Here is a 22016-nt window from a genome sequence, read left to right as displayed (position 1 = left end):
CCGCGCCCTCGTTCGTCTAAACGATCGAAGGGCGTTGCATGCGCCTTGCCGTCCGCTTCGCCGCGCCGAAGCGCCGTCTTCGATTTCTCTTGATCCGTACCTGCCGATGACCGACGCCATCGGGCGCCTCGACGCCCCGCCCTCGACTGATTCCCCCGCCGCACCGAAGCACGCGCGGCGCCTGATCCTCGCGCTGCTGCAGCGCTCGCGCGGCGCATTCGCGCTCGCGCTCGTCGCGTGCGTGCTCAATGGCGCGTCGAGCGTGCTGCTCGTGGCCACGTTGAGCCGCGCGCTGTCGCAGCCCGGCGTGGCCGACGCCGCGCTCGCGTGGCGCTTCGGCCTCTGCGCGGTCGTCGCGCTCGTCACGCGGATCGTCACCGGCGTGCTGTTCGCGCGGCTGTCGCAGGACACCATGGCGCAACTGCGCGAGCACGTCGCGCGGCGCGTCGCGGCAGCCGAGTTGCAGGACGTCGAGCGGATCGGCGCGGCGCCCGTCCAATCGGTGCTGACCGATGACGCCACCAACGTGTCGATGCTGTTTTTCGCGCTGCCGAATCTCGTGATGCACGGCTCGATCGTGTTCGGCTGCCTCGGCTACCTCGCGTGGCTGTCGTGGCCCGTCTGCCTGCTGGCGGTGGCGGCGATCCTGATCGGCTCGCTCGGCTACCACGCGGGCGACAAGCGCGCGATCGCATGGCTCGAGGATGCGGGCCGCGCGCAGGACAAACTGTTCGGCTACCTCGGCGCGCTGTTCTCCGGCGCGAAGGAACTGAAGCTGCATCAGGCGCGCTCGCGCCAGTTCGTCGACGGGCAGCTCGGCGCCGCGATCGCCGAGGTGCGCGACCATCGCCGCCGCGCGTTCAGCGCGTATGCGGTCGGCGTCGGCTGGATCGTGTTCCTGTTCTATGTGTTTCTCGGCGTCGCGTCGTTCTGGCCCGCGCTCGGCGTGCGCGGCGACGCGGGCGCCGCGTCCGGCTACGTGGTCGTGTTCCTGTTCATGCTGCTGCCGCTCGACGGGCTGTTGAACAACGTGCCGACGCTGAACGCGGCGCGCGTGTCGCTCGAGCGCATCGAGAAGCTGATGGCGCAATTTGGCGCGCTGCGCACCGCGCCGGCGCCGGACGAAAGCGCCTCGCATGCGCCGTTTCGCATGCTCGCGCTGCGCGGCGTCACCCATTCGTATTTCCACGAGCGCGACGAGCGGATGTTCCGCGTCGGTCCGATCGACCTGACGCTGAAACCCGGCGAACTGGTGTTCATCGTCGGCGGCAACGGCAGCGGCAAGACCACGCTCGCGAAGGTGCTCACGGGGCTCTACGAGCCCGAGGGCGGGGTCATCGAGTTCGACGGCAAGCCGGTCGGCCTCGTCGAGCGCGCTGCGTATCGCGAGCGCTTCTCGGCCGTGTTCAACGATTTCCACCTGTTCGACGCGCTGCTCGGCATCGTCGACCCGAGCGACGCGGCGCGCGCGCAGGCCGATGCGCGCGCGAACGCGCTCGTCGCCAAGCTCGCGCTCGATCACAAGGTCAAGGTCGTCGACGGCGCATTTTCGACCCGCGCGCTGTCTACCGGGCAGCGCAAGCGGCTTGCCCTCGTCGTCGCCTATCTCGAGGACCGGCCGCTCTACCTGTTCGACGAATGGGCCGCGGACCAGGACCCGGCGTTCAAGGCAGTGTTCTACGAGCAATTGCTGCCGGAACTGCGCGCGCGCGGCAAGACGGTGATCGTGATCAGCCACGACGACCGCTATTTCCCGATCGCCGACCGCGTGCTGAAGCTCGATAACGGACGCATCGTCAGCGAGACGCACGGCCCGGCGCACGCCGCGGCGCTCGCGAACGGAACCAGCGGATAATCGCGGCGCGCGGCGGATGTGCCGGTACATACGGGTCGCCGATGCGCTGCCCGATGTCGAGCACCGGCACGCGCGGGCCGCTCGATACGCTACTCGATGTCGAGCACCGGCACGCGCGAACCGTTCGATGCGTCACTCGATGCCGACCACCAGCACGCGCGGGCCACTCGATATGCCGCTCGATTTCGACCACCGGCACGCGCGGGCCGCTCGATGCGTCACTCGATGCCGACCACCGGCGCGCGCGGGCCGCTGCGGGCCGCTCGATCGCCGTTCGACTCCGAACACCGGCGCGCATGAGCCGCTCGATACCGCGCACTGGCGGCCCATCTGGCCCGCCCGCCGCGCACCTCCACCGCCTCTACATCTTCGAGCCGCGGTCTTTGCAGCCGTCGGCGTCGGCGCTGCCGTCATCGCGGCGGCAGCCGCCGAGCCGGCCGCCGTCCGTGCCCTTGCCGTCGTCGCCGACAGCATCGCCTAGCGCGACCGGATCGGGCATTGTCGCGAACACCTTGGCCGCGTCGCTATTGCCGATCACCGCGACATCGAGCGTACAAGCGTCCTGCAGCGGGCCCTGTCTGACGCCGGCTTGCACGCAGACCGCGCGCGTGCGCTTGGCCAGATCCGCCGGCAGATCCCGCGCGAAGAACGGCCGCCTCGGCACGCTGCGCTCGATCTTGGTTCCCCCGCACGCGGACAGCATCGAGTCTTTCGCGGGCACGCGCCAGCTTTCGGCAAAACGGCCGTAAAGCGCATCATGCGAGAACGGGCTCATCAGCATCTCGCCACTTCGCGTCTCGATCGAGCGAACCCCGCCCGTGCCATTGGCCAGCAGACCGCGAACGTTGCCCGGCCAGCGGCCGAGCCCGACGGAAACGTTGATATAGCTGGTGTTGTTCACTGCGCGGATGCTGTCGCCGCTCGGGCCGCGCACGATGTATACGTTGCCGTCGACCAGAATCTGCCCGCCGCCGGGAAGCAGAGTCGCCCGCTTCTCGACCACACGCGCCTGCCTGCCGTTGATCACGATGCGCGGCGGCGCCAGACAGATCGCGACGCGGCTTTTCCCCGCTTGCACCGCGACAGCCTTGTTGACCGTCGCGTTCGGCCAGCTCGGCGCGCCCGATACCTGGCGCGTCTGTACCGCGAAGCCCGGGCCGGTCTCGGCCAGCAGGAAGTCACCCGCGGCTTGGAAGTCGTACAGCAAGCCGCCGAAAGTCGTCAGATGCGTGTCGCCGATCGTGGCCGCTGCCGCGCAGTTCGACGGCGCGCCGCCCGCGCTGCTGGCGGCAAAGATAACCGCCGGCCCCGGCGCCGATGCGGCTGGCGGGCTCGGGCCGAAGCTCAGATTGTTGGTCTCGGCGGTAAAGCCCTGCGCAACGCAGGCCGGCGCGCTCGTGTTGCCGTTGATGACGCGGGTGCGCGCGACAAGCGTCGTGCCCGCGCTGAAATTGACCTGCGACGAACAGCAATCGCCGAAGATGCCGAACTCGGCGGTATCCCATTGCTGGCTCAGGCTGACCACGCTATCGGCCGCCGTCGCCGTGGCGGTGCCGCCCGGCGACGTGAGCACGACGGTATCGGTCGTGCCCGAGGCCGTGCCGGTCAGCGTGGTTCCCTGCAATTGCGCGCCGCTTATCGCGGGCGCGGACGTGCTGGCCGAATTGAACCAGCAGCTGTTGCCGGACTGAATCCAGGGCCCCGCCGGGCAAGTGGGCCCGTAATTGATCAGCCAATACTCCATGAAGACGCACGGGCCGCTGCACTGATTCTGCGAATAGATGAACTGCTGCCAGCCGATGCACCCGGCCACGCCGTTACACGCCGGCGTCGAGAAAAATTGGCTGTTGATCTGCAACGTGAACGCATTCGCGGCATTCGCGTTGCCGCCCCACGGCCCGGAGACGGTGACGGTCGACGGCGCGACGCTGTCGAAACTGCCGATGGCCGTGTTGATCTTCGGCCCGGACACCTGGGCCGAGATATCGTTGCCGTTGCCGACGAGGTTCGGCCGGGGCCCCGAAGCCGGCGGATTCTGGAATTTAGACGGCTCGCCGCAACGCACTTCCTGCCATTCGAGGCTTGGATACGCGCCTTGAAAGCAGCCTTTCTTCGGCACCGGCCTTTGCGACATCGATTTTTGCCACGCCTGCCGCTTCTGCTGCTCGTCCTGGCTCATCGGCGCTTGCGCTCCAGCGGCGGCTTCCGGCAGCGGCGCGGCAACTGCCGAGGCTGGCGGCGGCGGTTGCTGGGCGGATACGTCGACGGACAAGAACACGGCTGAAGCGACGCATCCCGCTGCCCAGATTCCCAAGGCCCGGATGCCGCGCACCGATGAAGAGAAAAAGGATTGCATGATCGCCCTCCAAAACGCGGATCGCACACGCCGGGAATATCGATATTTTGATGAATGGGTAGGCGTGCCAGAAAAATATAGGCGTCTTTTTACATATCCTGAAAAATCGGATTTGAAAAAATGCCGTTTTTTATTTTCGGAGGGTAGAGAAAATCACCAGCCAAGGTAAATCATGTGCCTTATTGTTGATAGGTTTGAATCTTTGATGAAAATCATCAGAAGGAAATGGCCCACCGATTCTGCCGCCGGCCGTCATGAAGCAGCCCACCACTGCGATGGGAAAAGCGGCGCCGCCTGTTTACGCGGCGGCCATCGCACATGCATTCGAGACCATTCCGATTGATCAGACAATCGCCGTAACACGGAAAATTCGAATTCCTACGATTTATAAAATACCGGCCCGACTCGACCGGGCATTCTCGGACATTTATTTATTGAAAAATTCCGATAATTCCAAAATCCGTCAATGATCGATCGGCCCACGACTTTCACCGCACCGCGATTTCAAATCATGTGATTGATCGAATATTGCCAATTAAACCGTTATTTAGCATGGCCGGTGGATTGTCTGCCGCCACGCTGGGCGCGTGCGCCGGATCGATTGACGGCTCGCTTGCTCAATCCGCCGAGCGTGCGCCGCACACCGGAACAAGCATGCCGCCGGCTCAACGCGGCGCGCGCGCGGGCGCTTTCGGTAGCGCCAGCAGCCGCGCCGTGATCTCGTCCGCGAGCCGCAGCGCCGACATCGGCCCGCCGAACCCCCAGATATTGCGTTCGACGAGCGCCACCCGCCCCGCCCGCCGCGCCGGCACGAACCGCCAGATCTGCGAATCGAGCTTCGCGTCGAGCGGCACGCCCGGCGCGCTCGCGCTGACGAACAGCACCGCCAGATCCGGCTGCTTGAGTAAATCCTCCGATGTCACATAGACCGTGCCCTCCCGTGTCGGCTCACCGGGCCAAGGGTCGAGCCCGAGCGCGCGCGCGATTCCCGCTGGCGCGCTGTTGCCGGTGAACGCCCAGTACCGGTCCGGCAGCCCCAACTCCTGCAACCATGCCACGCGCTCGCCGTCGCGCCCCGCCGCCGAAATCCGCTGCGCGTTGCGGGCGATGCCGGCATCGACTCGCGCGTTGAGCGCCTGCGCATCGCGCTCGCGGCCGGTCAAACAGCCAATCGTGCGCAAAATCGCGCGCGCCCAATCGAATTGCGTTACCTGCCGCCCGTCCTCGACGTAGTTCGGGCTGTATTTGAACAGCACCGTCGGCGCGATCCGCGATAGTGCATCGAAAATCGGCGCATGCCGCAGGCCGACCCCCAGGATCAAATCCGGCTTGGCCGCCACGATTGCCTCGAGGCTCGGCTCCTGCCGCGTGCCGACATCCGGCACACGCGCGAGCCGCGCATCGTCGTAACCGATCCAGACCGGGTAGTACGCGGGATCGGCCATGCCGGCCGGCGTGATGCCGAGCGCGGCGAGATCCTCCGCGAACATGAATTCGAGCACGACGATCCGTTTCGGCTTGACCGGTAACGTCCGGCTGAACTGCGAGACAGTCGGATCGGCGGCGAGCGGCTGGCAGACGGGCAATGGCGGCGCTGCCCGCGCAGCCGCCTGCGCGTGCGGCGCGAGCAGCGCCGCGCAGGCGGCGAATGCCGCCGCGGCGGCTGCCGCGCGCGCGAATAGCCGGGCCAGGGGCCGCCGCGCTATCGATGGCCGCGCAACGGAGCACCGGACCATGAACGGCGGGATCGTGATGCGTCGAATCATGCACGGCCGGATCATGACGGGCCACGCCGCGAATGGCAGCCTCGCACGCGGCCCCCTCACGCATGAGCGAATCGTGAATGGCCAAGCCGTGAATAGGCGGCAGGGTCGAGCCGCGAACGGCAGTCCGGAGAGCAATCCTGAGAGCAGTTCCACGAGCGGCCCCATTCCCAACAGCCGCCGGCACGCGAGCCACCGGCACGCGCGCCGCGTGCGGCACGTCGCGTGCGTATAGGCATCCGCCACCGCATCGATCAGGCCCGTCAGCCGCACGAGCCACCGGCCCAACGGCGCGCCGCGCACGCTCACCGCAGCGCTTCCTGCTTCGCGAGTTCGTCGTCGCCCATCGTCAGGAGCAGCGGACAGCTTCCACACAGTTGGTCTTCCCCAGGAATTTCGTTGCGCAGGCAACACACGCGGCGCACGCGGAACGGATCGGGCAAACGCGCCGAACCGGGCGTCACGCGCCGCACCGGCAAGCGCAACGGATTCGCCTCGCCGTGCGCGTCGAGCGCGCCGAACAGCCACGCGGCATCGGCCGCCGCACGCGGCATGTGCGCGCACTGTTCGAACAGATAGTCGAGTAAATTGCCCGCATTGCTCCACAGCACGCGCGGCGAGAGCTTCGCAAGCGTGCCGAGCGCGCCGATCGTCGCGCGCAAATGTTCGACGAGCGTCGCGTAGCGCGACGCGGGATCGGGCCGCGCCGGGCGCAGCGCGTCGGCGTCGAAAATCAGCGCGGCGGGCATCCCGTCGCGCAGCACGACGCGCATCCGCGACGGCGTCATGTCGAGCGGGCGGCCCAGCAGCAGCGCGGCGGCGAAACCGGCGGACGCCGCCAGCCCGAAGTAATACTTGCTCCATTGCGACAGCAACGCGCGCGCCTGCGCGCAAACGTCGCCGCCGTACAACGCGGCCATCGCGCCGAGCAGCGCGTCGCGCCGGCTCGCGAGCGCGTCGGGCGGAATCACCTCCGGCACGCTGCCGCCGTGCGCCGCCAGGGCGGGCTCGTCGCACGCATCCGGCGCGCCGAGCCACACATGTTCGAGATAATGCGCGACCGACGCCGGCGCGAACGCCGACAAACGTTGCGCATGCGTGCGATGCGGCATCACCGGGCGCCTCGCCGCTCGCGCCGCGCCTCGGCGATCAACAACGCGAGCAGATACGGCGCGCCGATCAGCGCGGTGAGCACGCCGGCCGGAATCTCGCGCGGCGCGAGCAGCGTGCGCGCGGCGATATCAGCCGCCGCGAGCACGAGCGCGCCGCACGCGGCGGCGACCCACAGGCGCGTCGCATGCGTGCGTGCGCCCAGCATCGCCGCGAGATGCGGCGCCATCAATCCGATGAACCCGATCGGGCCGACCGCCGCGACCGCCGCGCAGGCCGCGAGGGTCGCGATCGTCAAGACGAGCGGACGCAACAGCGCGATCGGCAGCCCCAGCGCGGCGGCCTGATCGTCGCCGAGCGCAAGCAGATCGAGCGGCTTGGCCAGCAGCGCGAACGCCGGCAGCGCGAACACGCACCACGGCAGCAGCGCGGCGAGTTCACCCCAACTACGGCCATACGTGCCGCCGACAAGCCAGACGACGAAGCGCGCGGGCTGCACGCTTTCCTGCGTAATCAGCCACTGCGCGAGCGTCGTCCACAGCGTGCCGAGCACGATGCCCGTCAGCGCGACGGCAATCGGCGCATAGCGATGCCGGCGGTTCAGCAGCAGTGTCAACGCGAGCGTCGCGCCGCCGCCCGCGAGCGAGGCGGCAACGAGCGTCGAATGCGCGGCGAGCGGCCACGCAACGAGCGCGGCGAGCGTCGCGAGCCCCGCGCCCTGCGTGACGCCCAGCACCTCGGGCCCCGCGAGCGGGTTGCGCACGACGCTCTGCATCAGCACGCCGGACGCCGCGAGCAATCCGCCCGCCAGCAGCGCGCAGATCAGGCGCGGCGCGCGCAGCTCGACGAGCATGCGCGCGACCTCGTCGCGGCCGGCAAGCGCCGCGAACCAGCGCGCAGGGCCAAGCGGCACCGGCCCGAACGACGCGCCGGCCACGACGATCAGCGCCGCCACGATCAACGCGAGCGCGGCCAGCACGGGCGATGGCAGGGCTTTGAGCGCGCGCAATGCGCGCGCGCCGCCGTCAGGCCGGGCCCGCCGCTCGTGCGTGAGATCGAGCGCGCCGGACCATGCCGCGCCGCGCCGGATCATCGCGAGCATCAGCGGCGTGCCGACGAACGCGATCGCCACGCCCGTCGATAGCGTCGAATCCAGACCGAGCGCGAGCACGGCGCTGTCGGTGGCAAGCACGAGCGCGCCGCCCGCAAGCGCCGCAAGCGGCACCAGCGCGCCAAGCTTGGCCGATTTGGCGCCGCGCATGCGCCGCAACAGATTCGGCGCGACGAGTCCGACATAGGACAGCGGGCCCGCGATACCGACCGCCACACTCGCGAAGCCGACCGCAACGAGCGTGGCCGCAAGCCGCGTCGCGTCGACGCGCACGCCGGCCGCGGCCGCCGCGTCGTCGCCGAGCACAAGCGGATCGAGCGGCCTGATCACGAGCGGCAGCGCCGCGAGCGGCGCCACGAGCCAGACGAGCGCGTCGCGCAGCCCGGCCGCGCCCGGCTGGTACAGGCTGCCGCTCGCCCACAGCGACGCGCCGGTGACGGTTTGCTCGAAAAACGCGAGCAGCAGCGTCGTCATTGCCGAAAAAAGCAGCATGCAGACGCTGCCCGCGAGAATCAGCCGCAGCGGCGTTGCGCGCCAGCCGCCCGCCGCGGCCGACACGCACACGGCCGCGGCAATCCCGCACGCGAACAGCAGCGGCACCGATGCATGGCCGCCGAGCGCCGGCACGAGCATCGCGGCGATCAAGCCGAGCTGCGCGCCGCCCGTGATGCCGAGCAGATCGGGCGCGGCGAGCGGATTGCGCGTGAGCGCCTGAAACAGCGCGCCCGCGACCGCGAGGCAGCCGCCCGCGACGAGCGCCGCAACCACGCGCGGCGCGTTCAGATCGAACAGCATGATATGCGCGAGTTGCGCGGCATCGCTGCCTGCCGGCGCGGCCAGCCAGGCGCGCCACTGCGGCGCGAGCCGCGACGCGGCAACGAGCGCGATGAACGCGACCAGCGCGGCTGCGATCGCGCCGACCCGGCTCGGCGCGATCGCGCGGGACGCGGCGTCGATGGTGCGCGCATCGCGGCGCGAGCGCTTGCGCATGGCGAGTGTCGTCATGCGGCGAGATCTCGCTGCGACGACGGAACCGGGGCCGGCGCATGCGTGCCGAATGTGGCCGAGGTAGCGGAAGCGCCTGGCGGATGCGATGCGGCGCACGCATCTTGCGCGCGAGATGCGCCGGGCAAGCCGCCCATGCCCGGTGCGCCGCTGACATCCGGCGTCTGGGCCTGCGTGCCGTCACACGGCGCGCCTGCCCGGCCCGGCGGCGCGCCGGCATCGATCACCCCTTCATACGCGGGCACGCACATCGGCGCGCCCGTCAGCGGATGCGCGGTCTTGAGCATCGTCACGCCGAACGCCGCTTGCAAGTGATGCGGCTCGAGCATCGCATCAGGCGTGCCCTGCGCGACGATCCGCCCGGCGCGCATCAGCACGATTTCGTCGCTGTATGCGGCCGCCTGATTCAGGTCGTGCAGCACCCAGACGATCGTCAGCCCACGCTCGCGGTTCAGACGCCGCAGCTCACGCAGGATATCGAGTTGATGATGGATGTCGAGATACGTGGTGGGCTCGTCGAGCAGCACGATCGGCGCCTGCTGCGCGAGCGCCATCGCGATCCACGCGCGCTGCCGCTCGCCGCCCGATAACGCCGCGACGTCGCGCGCCGCATCGCCGGCAAATCCGGTCGCGGCAAGCGCCGCATCGATCGCATCGCGATCGATGCGCGACAGCCCGCGCAGCCAACCGCCGTGCGCATAGCGGCCATAGGCGACCAACTCGCGCACCGTGAGCCCGGCTGGAATCTGGTTGAACTGCGCGAGCATCGTCAGCTTGCGCGCAAGCGCGCGCCGCCGGTACGACCCGAGCGGCGCGCCGTCCACGTCGATGGCGCCCGACAGCGCCGGCTGCAACCCGGCAAGCGTGCGCAGCAACGTGCTCTTGCCGCAGCCGTTCGGCCCGCACAGCGCGGTCACACGCCCCGCCGCGATCGTCAGATCCAGGCCGTCGAGCACCAGCCGGTCCCGGTAGCCGACACGCAACGCCCGCGCCGTGAGCGCCGCCGCAGTCTTCGTCATGATTGGATCATCCGCCCGCATCCGCTAGCTGTTTACTCACCATGGCTTGCGTCTCGATGGCTTTGCGCCATCGCCACCACCACCTTGCGCGGCCCGTCGAACGGATCGCGTGCGTGCGCGCTCAGCATGTTGTCAAGCATCAGCACATCACCCGTGCACCATGGAAACACGATCCGCTGCCCGTCGAGCACACCGCGGATCTCGTCGAGCGCGCTCGCCTCCAGCGGCGCACCGTCACCATAGTAGACGTTGCGCGGCACGTTTTCGATGCCCACCGCGTCGACGAGCGCTTCCTGCATATCGTCGTCGAGCGCGGACAGGTGAAAGAGATGCGCCTGATTGAACCACACCGTCTCGCCCGTGCGCGGGTGCCGCGCCACCGCCTGGCAGCGTTCGCGCGTGCGCAGCAGCGGCTCGCCGTCCTCGCCGTCGCGCCATTCGCATTCGATCCCGCGCGCCGCACAGATGCGCTCGACCTCGCGCGGCTCACCGGTGCCAAACGCTTGCGACCACGGCAGATCGAGCCCCTGCCCGAAATTACGCACATACAGCAGTTCGCGCGACGCAAAACGCGCGACGAGCGCCGGATCGAGCGCGCGATGGATCGCGCGGCTGTCGGCGATCGGCGTCGCGCCGCCCGAGCGGGCGGCCAGCGCGCAGTGGAACCAGATGCGCATTGGCCACTCGCGCGTATATGACTGCTCGTTGTGCAGCGGAATCGAACGGTGCGGCGGATACTCGGTGGACGTGTAAACCGCGCCCTCGACCTGGCTGCGTGGCGTTGACGCGAATTCGTAACCGATCAGCGGATCGCCGAAGCCGGCCGCAAAGCGCTGAAACGTCTCGATCGACGCGACGCGAAAGCCGGTGAACAACACGCCGCCCGCGCGCTCGACGACGTCGTTCGCGATCTCGCGCAACAGCGGCGCGGCCGCGTCGAGCGTCAGATCCGCGCCGGCGCGCGGCGATACGACGGTCGGCAGCCCCGGCTCGACGCTCAGATCGTCCAGCGTCGGGCGCACAGCCTCATCAACAATCGAAAGCTCGGACATTCGGAATCCTCCCGCGATGGATGGCAATGGCTCGCGAAAAACGGCGCGGCGCGCCCGGCGTCACGCCGCGTTCGCGGCGTCGAGGTGGCGGCGCAGGCTCGCGGGGCGCATATCGGTCCACACGGCGTCGATATGCGCGAGGCAGTCGGCCTTCGGCCCGCGCACGCCGATCTCGCGCCAGCCGGCGGGCACCTCGCGGAACGTCGGCCAGATCGAATACTGCTCTTCGTCGTTGATGACGACCGTGTAGACGACTTCGTCGGCGGCCGTGCCGTCGAGCGCACGGGAGGAAGATTGTGCTTGCGTCATGATCAGGACTCGCTTGAAAAATTCGGGAAGCGGCGCGCGACGCGGCGGGCGAACCCGCCGCGCGCGGCGCGAACGCGCAATGCGTGTACTCGATAGACGAATCGCGCGCGCATTTTTTTACCGGCGGCGCGCGCGGCCGCTGCAGAAGGCCGGGCGCGCGTCGCCGCGCTCGGATGCGGCGACGCACGCGACGCAGTGCTGCTCGGCGTCGCGCACCATGAAATGCACGAGCGTTTGCGACACGTTCAGCGCGCGCGCCGTGGCCTGCAGCGTCTCGTCGCGCAGCCGGACCATCTCGAACGCGATGCGGCTGCGCGCGGGCAATTGCGCAAGCGCGTCGCAGACGCGGCGCAACGTGTCGCGCACGACGAGCGCGGCCTCGGGCGACAGCTCCGGCGACGGCACGTCGAGGCCGTCGTCCTCGTCCGCGTGATAGACGTTCTCGAGCGTCTGGCGGCGGCACGCATCGATCGACGCATTGCGAACCATCCGGGTCACATAGGCGACGGGCTGCCGAATCGCGTCCTGGTTCGGGAAATCGACAAGCTTGATCAGCACGTCGTGAACCACGTCTTCCGCGCGGCTCGCGCAGCCGACGAAACTGCGCGCGAGCTTGACCAGCATCGGCCGGTTCGCGACCAGCACGTCGACCAGCGCGCCGTGCACGCGCTGAGCGGCCCGGCGCCCGCGCGCCGGCGCAGCGGCTGGCGTCGCGGCCGGCGGGCGAACGTCGAACGCAAGCGCCGCGCACGCATCGGCGATCGGCAATGAGGTTGCCGGCATCGGCCGTTCAAGCACTTCGGCCATGAGTTCTCCAGACGTTGACGAGATGACCGTTAATTTAACGTAAACGCGAATCGTTCTCAATTTTATTTATTAATACCCTGATCATCTCAGGGATGCCCGCGTCGGCGTGAAGCCATCGCGCCAAAGGCTCGTCGTTTCCGGGGCGAGCGAGCAAGCGTGCTTCGCGCGCACGCCCGTCATGTACGCGGCGCTCGGCGGCGCCAGCGCCGCGACGAGCATTTTTCCCGGCATTTTTTCCATCATTGGCGCGAAATCTGCGCCATGCGCGGCGGGCAAGCGGCCGGCCCTGGCATGCCGGCTGCCGGCACACCGGCCGCATTCGCGTTTTTGAAACCGGCGAACGCTGGTCAAACGAGCGTCATTCGATGCCGCTCAACAGCCGAAACTCGTTGAGATCGAACCTGAGCTTTCTTCGCATACTCGTAGTCTCCCCTTCGGTCAGCGGTGTTCCGAGCGGACGAAGATTCGCGCTATCAAAATCGATCAAATTGAATTTTTTCGTATTGCTGTCATACAGGATATTTCCAAGATTGATATCCTCATGAGAGATTCCATGCGATTTCAATTGATCGATCAGTTCCGACACCACATCCCTTTTACTCGCTTCGTCCCATATCTGCGCGGCCAGCGCCCGATCGCCGCGCCGCAAAATGGAATCGAGCGATTCACCGGGAATTTTTTTCATTTTCAGCGCGACGATTTTGACGGCAGGATCATCGGTGGTCTGCAAAATCACCGACGCGGCGTTCTCGCCATAAAGCCGATTGAACGCATCCTTGCTGGTTTCGGCTTTCTGCAATGCGCTCGAATAATCCTTTCTCAAGCGGCTCTTATATTCCTTGATCACGTGAGCGTCGTCCAATTGATAGACTTTGCCGGCCGTGCCGCTGCCCAGCAGATTCGATTCAGTTCTGTAAGCAGGCTCCGCCGCATGGCTTGGCCCTGCCTCCTGGCGGTGTCGGTTCGTCCGCCTGGGACGCGACAGCACACGGAAGCAGTCGCCGCCTCTTTTGACGCGCGGCTTGGCCCGCGCTATGCAATAGACGTTCCCCCGCTTGCGGATCGAGGGCTTCCACGACATGCCGCCGCCCTGGCGAACCAATTGGCTGACCCCTTGCACGCCTGCCTTGGCAAGTCTGGCGCCGTCGATTTTTTCGACGTGCCCGCGAAAAACCCGCCCTCTCCTGAAATGGGTGATCCAGACTTTCTTGGCCAATGAAGGCGCCAATTTGAATAATTTTTTTCCGACCGATTTGAGAGGCCCGATACTGTCGAGCACTCCGCCGACTACGTGAAACACCGCTTCATTGACATTTTCCTTGACGACGGCGTCCGCCAAGCCATAAATATCGCCGACGAACGGAAGCAGTTTTCTGCCTTCAATCGAATTATTTTCTAATTCGGTTTCCCCGTATTTTTCGTCATATATGTCGCGCCAATGGTCCAGCAGATATTTGTTGACGACCTCGTTCACGGCCGGTTCCGGGGCAGACGCCCGCTCCAACGCATGGACCCGAAACGTGGAGCCGCCGCCTATCCGCACATCACCGGAAAAAAACAGGTGTTTATGCTCGGAAATCCACGCATTCCATTGAGACACCTCGCCTCCGTCGTCCAAATTTCCGTCAAGCGGGATTTTCTCCACCGCCAATTCCTTATTGGAAAACGATATATAGAAGTTGCCTTTCTCCGTGGCGAGAATATATCCCTGCGATCCGTGATTGAGCGGAGACAGGAAGGTCATACGGGGTTTCAGCGCATGCCGGATGACCTCGTAGGCCTGCGCGCGCCCGGACTCCGGCTCGACGCCATAGTTCGACAATGCCGTATTAACGATATCCGTGAGCGTATGGGCCAAGGTGCTCATCGCTTCCTGGAATTTCGCCTCGAACTCCTCGTTGAGATCGGGAAGGCCGAATTGTTCCGTGAGCGTCGGCCCGACGATATCGCCGGAAGGCGAAACCGTCCGCCCATATTCCTCGAGATATAAATCGACATACTTTTTGCTGTAAGTGCAATGCGAGCGGCCGTCCCTGCAAATCCCCTGGGCCACCCATTCCTCGGGAATGAAATTGGCGATTTTTCGAGAACCTGCCGCCTCCGGGTCCTGGTTATGCTTTTTGAGAATGTCCTCGGCAACATCGCGCCGGCTGGGAATGATGTCCGGAATATGCAACGGCTTATCGATGTAATGCTCAAGCCGTGGCTCGGCCGTTTGCGTGACTTTCCTCGTCTGCCGGACCGGGTTGATAGGGTTGCCCTCCACGTCGGCGGCGCGCAGCGTGATTTTCTTTGGCAACGCGTGCGCCGGAAACATCAGCCCCCGGTCCGGCGCCCTATCGCCGCGGGCTCTGCCGGCCTTGCTATTCAACGTATATGAGCCGCCATGCCCGGCACGGTTTTCGCCCCTGCCGAGAGTCTCATCGGCATCGACGCCTTCAATGCGCATTTGCGATAAAAATAAAAACGCATTCAATCCAACCGCAAGCGGATGGGTGGTGACCTTGGTCGGCCGGAATGAAAACTCCGGCTTGGGAAAAAGCCGTTGCCTGCCATGACCTGTCAGTTGCAGCAAATCATCGTGAACCGCCGGGGCTTGCACCATACTCGGGGACGCTTGCAGGGGGTTCGCCGCCATGCGTTGCTTGGCTACCCGGTCCTCATGGTTTCCACCGGCGCGCCGAGCCTGCTCCAGCGCCAATAAATTCAAATTCTTTCCCATGGCGGCATTCACTTCTCAAAAATATCAAAATCGGACAAAACGTTTTTACTCATCCAGTTGAATTGCCGGCCCGCCACATGGTCGCTCCGGCCGCGCACGCATGGCACGGCGTCACCCGCGCGACTTCCATTCGCAACGCGTGATGTGCACGGGAATATCCGTCATTGCCGCCGTGGCGTGCCTGCACGCCGCGCGCGCCATCGCGCAATATGAAGCGCGCATTGGCTATCCCGCAACGCTATCGGGCCGGCTGTGCCGGCACGCTCGCGGCCCTGCGGAGCAGCCGGCCGGCGATTTCCGGCGGGGCTCGGCGGGAAGATCCGCAATCCGAGCGGCGAATAAGCTAAACCGCTCAGCAAGACGTGAGCATGCGTGGCGCCGAATCCCACGTGCGCGCCGCGCGAGCGCTGCGGCGCGCGGCACGATGCGCGCGAGCGCCGGCAACGCAAGCGCCGGCGCATGAAGATTGGGTTCGGCTCATGTTCTGAGTGTCCGTTGAGTGCGGTATGCGCACCATACGCGTGTCCAATCGGTAAGGCAGCCGCGATGGCGAAAAGGCCGGGATCAGGGCGCAACGACTCGGCCGACGCCATCGTCTCGACAGCGGCGCGCTGCACGCATCCCCGGTTGCGGCCGCCGTGCGATCGCCGCTCGCGGCGCATGATGCGCCGGTCGCCGCGATCGCGAACCCGAGATCCGCCGAATGCGGCACGGGCGGCGCGGAAATTGCGGAATTAATTCCACCTCCAAAATCGCGGATTAAGTCGACAAATCTCAATTTCGATTTCCCAATCCAAATAAATCGTTTATTCAGGATAAATTCCAAGCAAACACGATATTAAATCATCAAAAAATAATAAATAATATTTCGATTGAATTTCATTGAAGGCGATGCTATAAACCCAATGTCAGATGCCTTACTATTTTGAAAGGCTGATGACTCACTTGATATTTTTTAGGAGATTAAAATGGTTCGATTCTTGGCGAAGCTGCTTCGTTCGACGATCCAAGGCTCCAACGGCGTCAGCCTGGACGCGGTTTCCTCGACTCACGGCACTCCGGGTTTCCAAACTCCGGATGCGCGCGTCATTTCGCGCTTCGGGTTTAATTAAATCCCGCATTGCATCTGATTAAATAACGCTTCATGAAACGGGTGGGGCATTTTGCCCCACCATGAAAATAGCCATGACGCCAGCCAGCCATTGCCATATTGCAGTATTCGATCAGGCGATCGTCGCGCTCGATATGCAACGGTCGCGTTATTTTCTTTATGACGACTCATGCGCGAAGACGTTTGCCGATCATTATCTGGATGGCAGGCCGATCGACGCGCCGCATACGCTGCAGCCGCTGATCTCGGACCGGATCGTCATCGCCCACGCGCAGGCATGCGTGCCGGGCCGCGTCGCCGACTACCGCGGATGGGGATTCGACGCGTTCGATTCGGGCGTCTGGGCAAGCCGCACGCTCGGCGAGCGGCGCACGGGCGGCTTCGAGTGGCTGCCATTCTGGCGCATCGTGCGCAGCGCGGCGTCGCTGAAAATTCGCGGCTTTCGCGCGCTCTCGGCACTCGATCGGCTGGACAGGTCCGCCGCGGGCGCCGGGCAACGCGCGCACGCCGGCGACGGCCCGTCGCGCACGGTCGAGCGCTATCTTCGCGCGTCGATTTGGTCGCCCTTTCGCATCACGTGCCTGCAAATGTCGTTCGCGCTCGCCACACACCTGAGGCGCGAGCGCGTGCCCGCTCAACTGGTGATCGGCGTGAGGCCGATGCCGTTTGTCGCCCATGCATGGGTCGAGGTCGACGGGCGCGTATACGGTGACGAACCGGATCTGAAAAAAAGCTATGGCGAAATCTATCGAACGCCTCGACACGACGAACGCGCCGCCCCGGTCGGGCTGGCGGCTTGACGGCCGTACATGGACGAACGCGCACGGTTACCGCTGCGTGCTGTCCTCCTCGGCCGGTCCCGATCGGCCGATCGGCGTGACACTGCTCGAAGCCGGCGGCCGCGCCCACGCCTACCTGCGCGGCGCGCGCTCGAGCCTCGAGCAGGCGCTCGCGCACGCGCGCACGCTGTCTGAAGCGCGCGACGCCGTCACGCGCTCCGTGTGGGGCGCGTACCTGCTTGTGCTCGACGAAGCGGCAACCGGCCGGCGCGTGTTCCTGCCCGATCCACTGCATTCGGTCCGGCTCTATTACCGCACGCAAGGACCCGGGCGCGTCGACGTCGATCCGCAAGCGGCGAATCTGCTCGACGGCGCGCCGATCGACTGGAACCTCGATTACCTGATCGAATTCGCGTGCACGCAGTTCGGTGCGCTCGACGAAACGCCATTCGCGTCGGTCCGCGTGGTGCCGCCCGGATGCGCGCTCGCCGTCGACGCCGACGGACGATGCACGATCGAGCGCGCGTGGCTGCCACGCGCGCCAGCCACGGACGACATTCGCGCGTCGTGCGCGACGGCGCTCGACGACGTCTATTCGAGCCTCGCGCGCAGCCATCCGAGCGTGTGCGCCGCACTGTCGGGCGGCGTCGATTCGTCCGCGGGCGCGATCCTTCTGCGCAAGGCGCTCGGCGCGGGCGCACCGCTCGCCGCCGTCCACCTGTTCTCCACGTCATCGCCGGACTGCTACGAGCGGGACATGGCCGCGCGCGTCGCCGATTCGATCGGCGCGGAGCTGGTGTGCATCGACATCGACCGCCATTTGCCGTTCTCCGAGCGCCTCGTGAAAACTCCACCCGCCGCGCTGAGCCAGGACATGCTGTTCTTGGGCATCGACCGCGCGGTGTCGAAGGCGATCGGTCCGTCGGCGGTGCTGCTCGAAGGCCAGGGCGGCGATCTGCTGTTCCGGGCGGTGCCCGACGCGAGCGTGGTGCTCGACGCGCTGCACGGCAACGGATGGGCGTGCGCGCTGCGCACGGCAGAAAAGCTCGCGATGCTGCACAACGATTCGATTCCGCGCGTCCTGCTGATGGCCGCGAAGATCGCGCTGAGGCGGCAGTTGTTCGCGCAGCACGCGCCGGCGCCGCGGCAATCGATGTCCACGCTGTTCGCGCCGCGCGCGCCGGCCGGACGGTCACGTGCGCGCGCGCCGCGGCAGACGCTCGACGAGTCGATCTCGATGCTCGATCGGTTCGTGTCGATCATGACGCCCGTCACCGACGCCGCGTACACGAGACGGCTCAATCCGTATCTCGCGCAACCGGTCGTCGAGGCCGCGTTCGGGCTGCGCAGCTACGACAGCTTCGATCACCGCAACGACCGGATCGTGCTGCGCGAGATCGCCTCGGCCCACACTCCCGTCGACGTGCTGTGGCGCAGAACCAAGGGATCGTTCGGCATCAGCTTCGTGAAGGGCATCGTGTCGCATGACGGCGCATTGCGCGAGCTGATTCGCGACGGCGTGCTGATGCGCAGCGGCAGGCTCGACGAAGCGGAACTCGAGCGCGCGTTCAAGGCCGCGCGCGTCGGACAGAACGCGGCCGCGATCAGCGTCGCGCTCGTCGGATGCGTGGAGGTATTCTGCGCGTCCTGGCAGAATTTCATCGCGAACCGGCGCGCTGCGATATGCTGACGCACCGTTTCGCCGCATGCCCGGCGGCGCGCACGCGGCCGCATCCAGCGCCGCCGTCATTCGAACCGCCGGCTTGCCGGCCCGACCGCGAATCGTCATGAAGCTTGCCGCACTACGCTCGTTGGCGGACGTCGTCCGCCTGATGGTCGACTACGAAACGCGCGCGCGAAAGCTAATCGTCGCCGGTGTGCTGATTGAGGCGCTGACGTCGGCCTTCATGCTGCTCGGCCCGGTTACGTTGAAGCTCGCCGTCGACGAGATGTCGCGCGCGCAGTTCGACGCGACGAAGGCTTCCGTCTACATCGTGCTGTTCGCCGTGCTCTGGTCCGCGTCCGCGATCTCGTCGATCGCGCTGCTCGCGTACACGGGCAGAATCGTGCATGCCACATCGAATATGCTGCTGCGCCGCGCGCTGCATGCGCAGCTGCCGGCGCTTGCCGGCCGCGCGTCGAGCGACAGCGGCTACGTGCAGGGCCTGCTCGAGCGTCTGCCGTACAGCCTGCAGGTGATCATCGAAGGCGTGCTGTGGAAAATCACGCCGGTGGCGCTCCAGATCGTCGTCGCGCTCGTGCTGATCGCGCTGCTCGTGCCGCTTCGATACGCGGCGATCCTGTTTGCGGTGCTGGCCGCCTACTTTGTGTTTTCTCACCTGTCGGCCGAGCGGTACGAAACCAGCGCGGCCGCGACGAACGAGGCCGCGGGCGCGCTGTCGGCGGCGCTCGGCGACGTGCTCGCGAACGCGCCGCGCGTCGTCTACAACGGCGCGGTGCCACAGGAGATCGACTACGTCGCGGCGCGCGCCATCGCCCGGCTCGACGTCGACTGGCGCCGATCGTGGCTGCTCACGCGCGCGGCCGCCTATCAGTACGGCATCATCGCACTCGGCATGGCCGCGATGTTCGTGCTGTGCGTGCGCGACATCGCCGCTCACCGGATCACGCTCGGCGATTTCATGCTGCTGCAAACGTATGTGCTGCAATTCGCGCTGCCGCTCGGCGCGTACGGTTTCGTGCTGCGCCAGGCGGGCGCGGCGCTCGCGAACGTGCGCGAGGCGCTCGCGATCGCGCCGCGCGAGAACCGCGGCGACAGCGGCGCGGTCGCGGCGCCGCGCCCGGGCAGCTCGGCCGCGCACATCGCGGTGCGCCGGCTCGCGCTTGCCCGGGCCGGGCGCTTCGCGATCGAGCCGATGTCGTTCGATTTGCCGGCGGGCAGCTACACGGCGATCGTCGGGCACAACGGCTCGGGCAAGTCCACGCTCGCGAAGATCGTCGCGGGGCTGCTGCCGCCCGACGCGGGCGTGGTCGCGTACAGCGGCGTCGACCTGTACGGCATCGACGACGGTGCGCGCCACCGCTTCGCGCTGTACGTACCGCAGAACGTCGCGCTGCTGAACCGCTCGTTGCGGGAAAACGTCCGCTACCATCCGTCGACGCTCGCCGACGACGACGCGATCCGGCTGCTCGAACGCCTCACGTTCCACGACGACGGCCAGCGCATCGATCTCGACGGCGACGTCGGCGAAGGCGGCGCGCGCCTGTCCGGCGGCCAGGTGCAGAAGGTCGAACTCGTCAGGCTGATGGGCGTCGATGTTCCCGCCATCGTCCTCGACGAAACGACATCGGGGCTCGACCCGCACAGCGACACGCTCGGCATCGCGATGCTGCGCGAGCGCCTCGGCAAGCGGACCACGCTCGTGCTGATCACCCACCGGATCGCGAACGTCGAGGCGGCCGACCAGGTGCTGTTCCTGGCCGGCGGGCGGCTCGTCGCGGCGGGCCCGCACCGGCGCCTTGCCGACACGTGCGACGAATATCGGGCGTTCTGGCGCCGCCAGCCCGAGCACGCCGACGCAAAGGCGTGACGCGCGAACGTGCGCGCGCCACGTTCAGTGGATGAACGACCGAATCGCCGCCGTTACGCTGAACGACTCGATATCCGGCGCGCCGAGCCTGGCGTTTCAATACGGCACGCCGCCCGGCATCTGTGTGAGCGCGAACCGCTTGATTGAACGGGATCGCGGGCCGTTCGCGCCCAAGCGCGCGGCGGCGGCTTGCGCCGCGCGCGCCGTCAGCAGGCCGAACCGGCCGGCACCGCCCGGCCATCGCCGCACACGAGCGGATGATGCGCGCTCTGGACCGCGCGCACCGCTTCGTCGGACGCGAACATCCGCGCGACGTCGTGGCCGACGCCGCGCACTTCGAGCAGCCGCCAGCCGAACGTCCAGCCACGGCTGCGCGCCGCCGCCTGCGCCGTCTGGAACGCGTGCAGCCCGCGCGCAAGGCGGGTCGGGCCCTGTGCGTCGGCTTCGGCGCCGTGCGCGAGCCGGTTGCCTTTCACGTCGTCCATGCCGAGCAGCACCGTGACGGGCTGCGCCAAATACGCACGCAGCGCCGCCTCTTGACGGCGCGCCGAGCCGAGGCCGCCGAAACCGTAAGGCGCGGTGGCAGTCGAATTCGGCATCACCCACGTACCCGGATTGGCGAGCACGATCCGCGCCGCGCCCGGCTGCGAGTACGCGGCGACGCGGTCGAGAAATTGCGCGCCCGCCGAATGGCCGAGCAGCACCACCTGCAACGCCGGCGCGCCGGCGGCGCGCTGCGCCCAGCCGGCGAGCCGCGGCACCAGATCGATCGGACGCGCGCCGCCAGGCAGCGGCGCGGCGGGCAGCGAACCGAAGGCGGGCGCGGGCGTCACGCCGCCATGCTGATAGAGCGCGTCCGGAAAGCGCGACTCGTCGAATTGCGGCGCGACGGTAATCGCGCAGATACGCTCGGCCAGCGGCGTCGCGGCATCGCGATACTCGGCGCCGTTGCGGCTCATCCCGTGAAAGACCAACAACAGTACCGACGGCGCGCATCGCGCGGGCCGATACGTGAATACCGGCAGCGACGTGCCGCCGAGATCGACCGTCTGCATCGACGGGCCGACCGGAATGCCCGCCGACGCGTCGGCGGGCGGCGTCGGCTGGGCAGGCGCAGTGCTGCGCAGCATCCACGACGCGGCGAGCGTGCCGCGTGTGGCGCTCGCGTGGGCAGGCTCCTCCGGCGGTTGGGCCGGCTGCGGCGCCTGAGCGGGCTCGGGCAATTGAGCCGCCGCGGATGCCGGAATGCTCCCCGGTGCCTGCGCTGAGCCAAACGCCTGAGCGGGCCGCGGCATCTGCGCCGCGGCGGATGCCGCAGCCAACTCAGCCGCCCGCGCCGCGTCAACCGGCTGCGTAGACTGCGCGAGCGCCAAGCCAAGCGGCGCGCCCAGCGCGATGGCCGCCGCCCATCGTCCGATTCGAATCCTCACTGCATTGCCCTTTCCGTCTGTTGATGTGCGTTGCGC

17 protein-coding genes are annotated in these 22016 nt (G+C 67.1%); 6 read left to right on the top strand and 11 right to left on the bottom strand.

Annotated elements, in window-relative coordinates:
- The first annotated feature begins 106 nt into the window (after positions 1-106).
- The gene (locus WS68_RS17700) at positions 107-1855 is read left to right on the top strand and encodes a cyclic peptide export ABC transporter (RefSeq protein WP_059572026.1); all 1749 of its coding nucleotides are present in this window, start codon (positions 107-109) and stop codon (positions 1853-1855) included.
- Between the two features lie 361 nt (positions 1856-2216).
- On the opposite strand, the gene WS68_RS17690 is transcribed toward WS68_RS17700, so the two are convergent.
- Positions 2217-4211 (bottom strand): hypothetical protein, encoded by a 1995-nt coding sequence (locus WS68_RS17690; RefSeq protein ID WP_156429566.1) that lies wholly within the window; start codon positions 4209-4211, stop codon positions 2217-2219.
- Between the two features lie 254 nt (positions 4212-4465).
- On the opposite strand from WS68_RS17690, the gene WS68_RS27795 reads away from it, so the two are divergent.
- Positions 4466-4681 (top strand): hypothetical protein, encoded by a 216-nt coding sequence (locus WS68_RS27795; RefSeq protein WP_156429565.1) that lies wholly within the window; start codon positions 4466-4468, stop codon positions 4679-4681.
- A 195-nt stretch (positions 4682-4876) separates the two neighbouring features.
- Here WS68_RS27795 and WS68_RS17685 read toward each other — a convergent pair whose 3' ends face one another.
- From WS68_RS17685 to WS68_RS17645, 9 genes are all read right to left on the bottom strand, one after another.
- Positions 4877-5947 (bottom strand): ABC transporter substrate-binding protein, encoded by a 1071-nt coding sequence (locus tag WS68_RS17685; RefSeq protein ID WP_059572078.1) that lies wholly within the window; start codon positions 5945-5947, stop codon positions 4877-4879.
- 332 nt (positions 5948-6279) lie between these two features.
- Positions 6280-7086, bottom strand: a complete 807-nt coding sequence (gene fhuF / locus WS68_RS17680) for a siderophore-iron reductase FhuF (RefSeq protein ID WP_059572023.1) — start codon at positions 7084-7086, stop codon at positions 6280-6282.
- Positions 7086-9200 (bottom strand): Fe(3+)-hydroxamate ABC transporter permease FhuB, encoded by a 2115-nt coding sequence (gene fhuB, locus WS68_RS17675; RefSeq protein WP_059572022.1) that lies wholly within the window; start codon positions 9198-9200, stop codon positions 7086-7088. Before fhuB ends, fhuF begins: the two co-directional genes overlap by 1 nt.
- Positions 9197-10219, bottom strand: coding sequence for an ABC transporter ATP-binding protein (locus tag WS68_RS17670; RefSeq protein ID WP_442857174.1), 1023 nt, complete (start codon positions 10217-10219; stop codon positions 9197-9199). Before WS68_RS17670 ends, fhuB begins: the two co-directional genes overlap by 4 nt.
- A 32-nt stretch (positions 10220-10251) precedes the next feature.
- Positions 10252-11271, bottom strand: coding sequence for a TauD/TfdA family dioxygenase (locus WS68_RS17665; RefSeq protein ID WP_059572021.1), 1020 nt, complete (start codon positions 11269-11271; stop codon positions 10252-10254).
- 60 nt (positions 11272-11331) lie between these two features.
- On the bottom strand, positions 11332-11580 hold the full coding sequence (locus WS68_RS17660) for an MbtH family protein (RefSeq protein WP_059572020.1): 249 nt from the start codon (positions 11578-11580) through the stop codon (positions 11332-11334).
- A gap of 117 nt (positions 11581-11697) precedes the next feature.
- Positions 11698-12387 carry an RNA polymerase factor sigma-70 gene (locus WS68_RS17655; protein WP_059572019.1) on the bottom strand — a complete coding sequence of 230 codons (690 nt, stop codon included), beginning with the start codon at positions 12385-12387 and terminating at the stop codon, positions 11698-11700.
- 81 nt (positions 12388-12468) lie between these two features.
- Positions 12469-12618, bottom strand: coding sequence for a hypothetical protein (locus WS68_RS27790; RefSeq protein WP_156429564.1), 150 nt, complete (start codon positions 12616-12618; stop codon positions 12469-12471).
- Positions 12619-12745: 127 nt separating this feature from the next.
- Positions 12746-15109 (bottom strand): OspG family effector kinase, encoded by a 2364-nt coding sequence (locus WS68_RS17645; protein ID WP_156429563.1) that lies wholly within the window; start codon positions 15107-15109, stop codon positions 12746-12748.
- A gap of 968 nt (positions 15110-16077) precedes the next feature.
- On the opposite strand from WS68_RS17645, the gene capA reads away from it, so the two are divergent.
- From capA to WS68_RS17625, 4 genes are all read left to right on the top strand, one after another.
- Positions 16078-16221, top strand: a complete 144-nt coding sequence (gene capA, locus WS68_RS27785) for a capistruin family lasso peptide (protein WP_156429562.1) — start codon at positions 16078-16080, stop codon at positions 16219-16221.
- Positions 16222-16294: 73 nt separating this feature from the next.
- Positions 16295-17020: a lasso peptide biosynthesis B2 protein gene (locus tag WS68_RS17635; protein WP_059572015.1), complete on the top strand. Its 726-nt coding sequence runs from the start codon at positions 16295-16297 to the stop codon at positions 17018-17020.
- Positions 16956-18689: a lasso peptide isopeptide bond-forming cyclase gene (locus tag WS68_RS17630; RefSeq protein ID WP_082710121.1), complete on the top strand. Its 1734-nt coding sequence runs from the start codon at positions 16956-16958 to the stop codon at positions 18687-18689. Before WS68_RS17635 ends, WS68_RS17630 begins: the two co-directional genes overlap by 65 nt.
- 97 nt (positions 18690-18786) lie before the next feature.
- Positions 18787-20550 carry an ATP-binding cassette domain-containing protein gene (locus WS68_RS17625; protein ID WP_059572014.1) on the top strand — a complete coding sequence of 588 codons (1764 nt, stop codon included), beginning with the start codon at positions 18787-18789 and terminating at the stop codon, positions 20548-20550.
- Positions 20551-20756: 206 nt separating this feature from the next.
- Here WS68_RS17625 and WS68_RS17620 read toward each other — a convergent pair whose 3' ends face one another.
- Positions 20757-21980: a hypothetical protein gene (locus WS68_RS17620; protein WP_156429561.1), complete on the bottom strand. Its 1224-nt coding sequence runs from the start codon at positions 21978-21980 to the stop codon at positions 20757-20759.
- Between the last annotated feature and the right edge of the window lie 36 nt (positions 21981-22016).

This window comes from Burkholderia sp. TSV86 (genome assembly GCF_001522865.1).
Classification (GTDB): domain Bacteria; phylum Pseudomonadota; class Gammaproteobacteria; order Burkholderiales; family Burkholderiaceae; genus Burkholderia.
Note: the sequence above shows the minus strand (reverse complement) of the source record. Positions and strands in the feature narration are given on the sequence as shown.

What these genes read in the sequence shown, in the direction of transcription:
- WS68_RS17700 (WP_059572026.1), top strand. Translation starts at nt 107, where the DNA reads ATGACCGACGCCATCGGGCGCCTCGACGCCCCGCCCTCGACTGATTCC.
- WS68_RS17690 (WP_156429566.1), bottom strand. Translation starts at nt 4,211, where the DNA reads ATGCAATCCTTTTTCTCTTCATCGGTGCGCGGCATCCGGGCCTTGGGA.
- WS68_RS27795 (WP_156429565.1), top strand. Translation starts at nt 4,466, where the DNA reads ATGAAGCAGCCCACCACTGCGATGGGAAAAGCGGCGCCGCCTGTTTAC.
- WS68_RS17685 (WP_059572078.1), bottom strand. Translation starts at nt 5,947, where the DNA reads ATGGTCCGGTGCTCCGTTGCGCGGCCATCGATAGCGCGGCGGCCCCTG.
- fhuF (WP_059572023.1), bottom strand. Translation starts at nt 7,086, where the DNA reads ATGCCGCATCGCACGCATGCGCAACGTTTGTCGGCGTTCGCGCCGGCG.
- fhuB (WP_059572022.1), bottom strand. Translation starts at nt 9,200, where the DNA reads ATGACGACACTCGCCATGCGCAAGCGCTCGCGCCGCGATGCGCGCACC.
- WS68_RS17670 (WP_442857174.1), bottom strand. Translation starts at nt 10,219, where the DNA reads ATGACGAAGACTGCGGCGGCGCTCACGGCGCGGGCGTTGCGTGTCGGC.
- WS68_RS17665 (WP_059572021.1), bottom strand. Translation starts at nt 11,271, where the DNA reads ATGTCCGAGCTTTCGATTGTTGATGAGGCTGTGCGCCCGACGCTGGAC.
- WS68_RS17660 (WP_059572020.1), bottom strand. Translation starts at nt 11,580, where the DNA reads ATGACGCAAGCACAATCTTCCTCCCGTGCGCTCGACGGCACGGCCGCC.
- WS68_RS17655 (WP_059572019.1), bottom strand. Translation starts at nt 12,387, where the DNA reads ATGGCCGAAGTGCTTGAACGGCCGATGCCGGCAACCTCATTGCCGATC.
- WS68_RS27790 (WP_156429564.1), bottom strand. Translation starts at nt 12,618, where the DNA reads ATGCCGGGAAAAATGCTCGTCGCGGCGCTGGCGCCGCCGAGCGCCGCG.
- WS68_RS17645 (WP_156429563.1), bottom strand. Translation starts at nt 15,109, where the DNA reads ATGGGAAAGAATTTGAATTTATTGGCGCTGGAGCAGGCTCGGCGCGCC.
- capA (WP_156429562.1), top strand. Translation starts at nt 16,078, where the DNA reads ATGGTTCGATTCTTGGCGAAGCTGCTTCGTTCGACGATCCAAGGCTCC.
- WS68_RS17635 (WP_059572015.1), top strand. Translation starts at nt 16,295, where the DNA reads ATGACGCCAGCCAGCCATTGCCATATTGCAGTATTCGATCAGGCGATC.
- WS68_RS17630 (WP_082710121.1), top strand. Translation starts at nt 16,956, where the DNA reads ATGGCGAAATCTATCGAACGCCTCGACACGACGAACGCGCCGCCCCGG.
- WS68_RS17625 (WP_059572014.1), top strand. Translation starts at nt 18,787, where the DNA reads ATGAAGCTTGCCGCACTACGCTCGTTGGCGGACGTCGTCCGCCTGATG.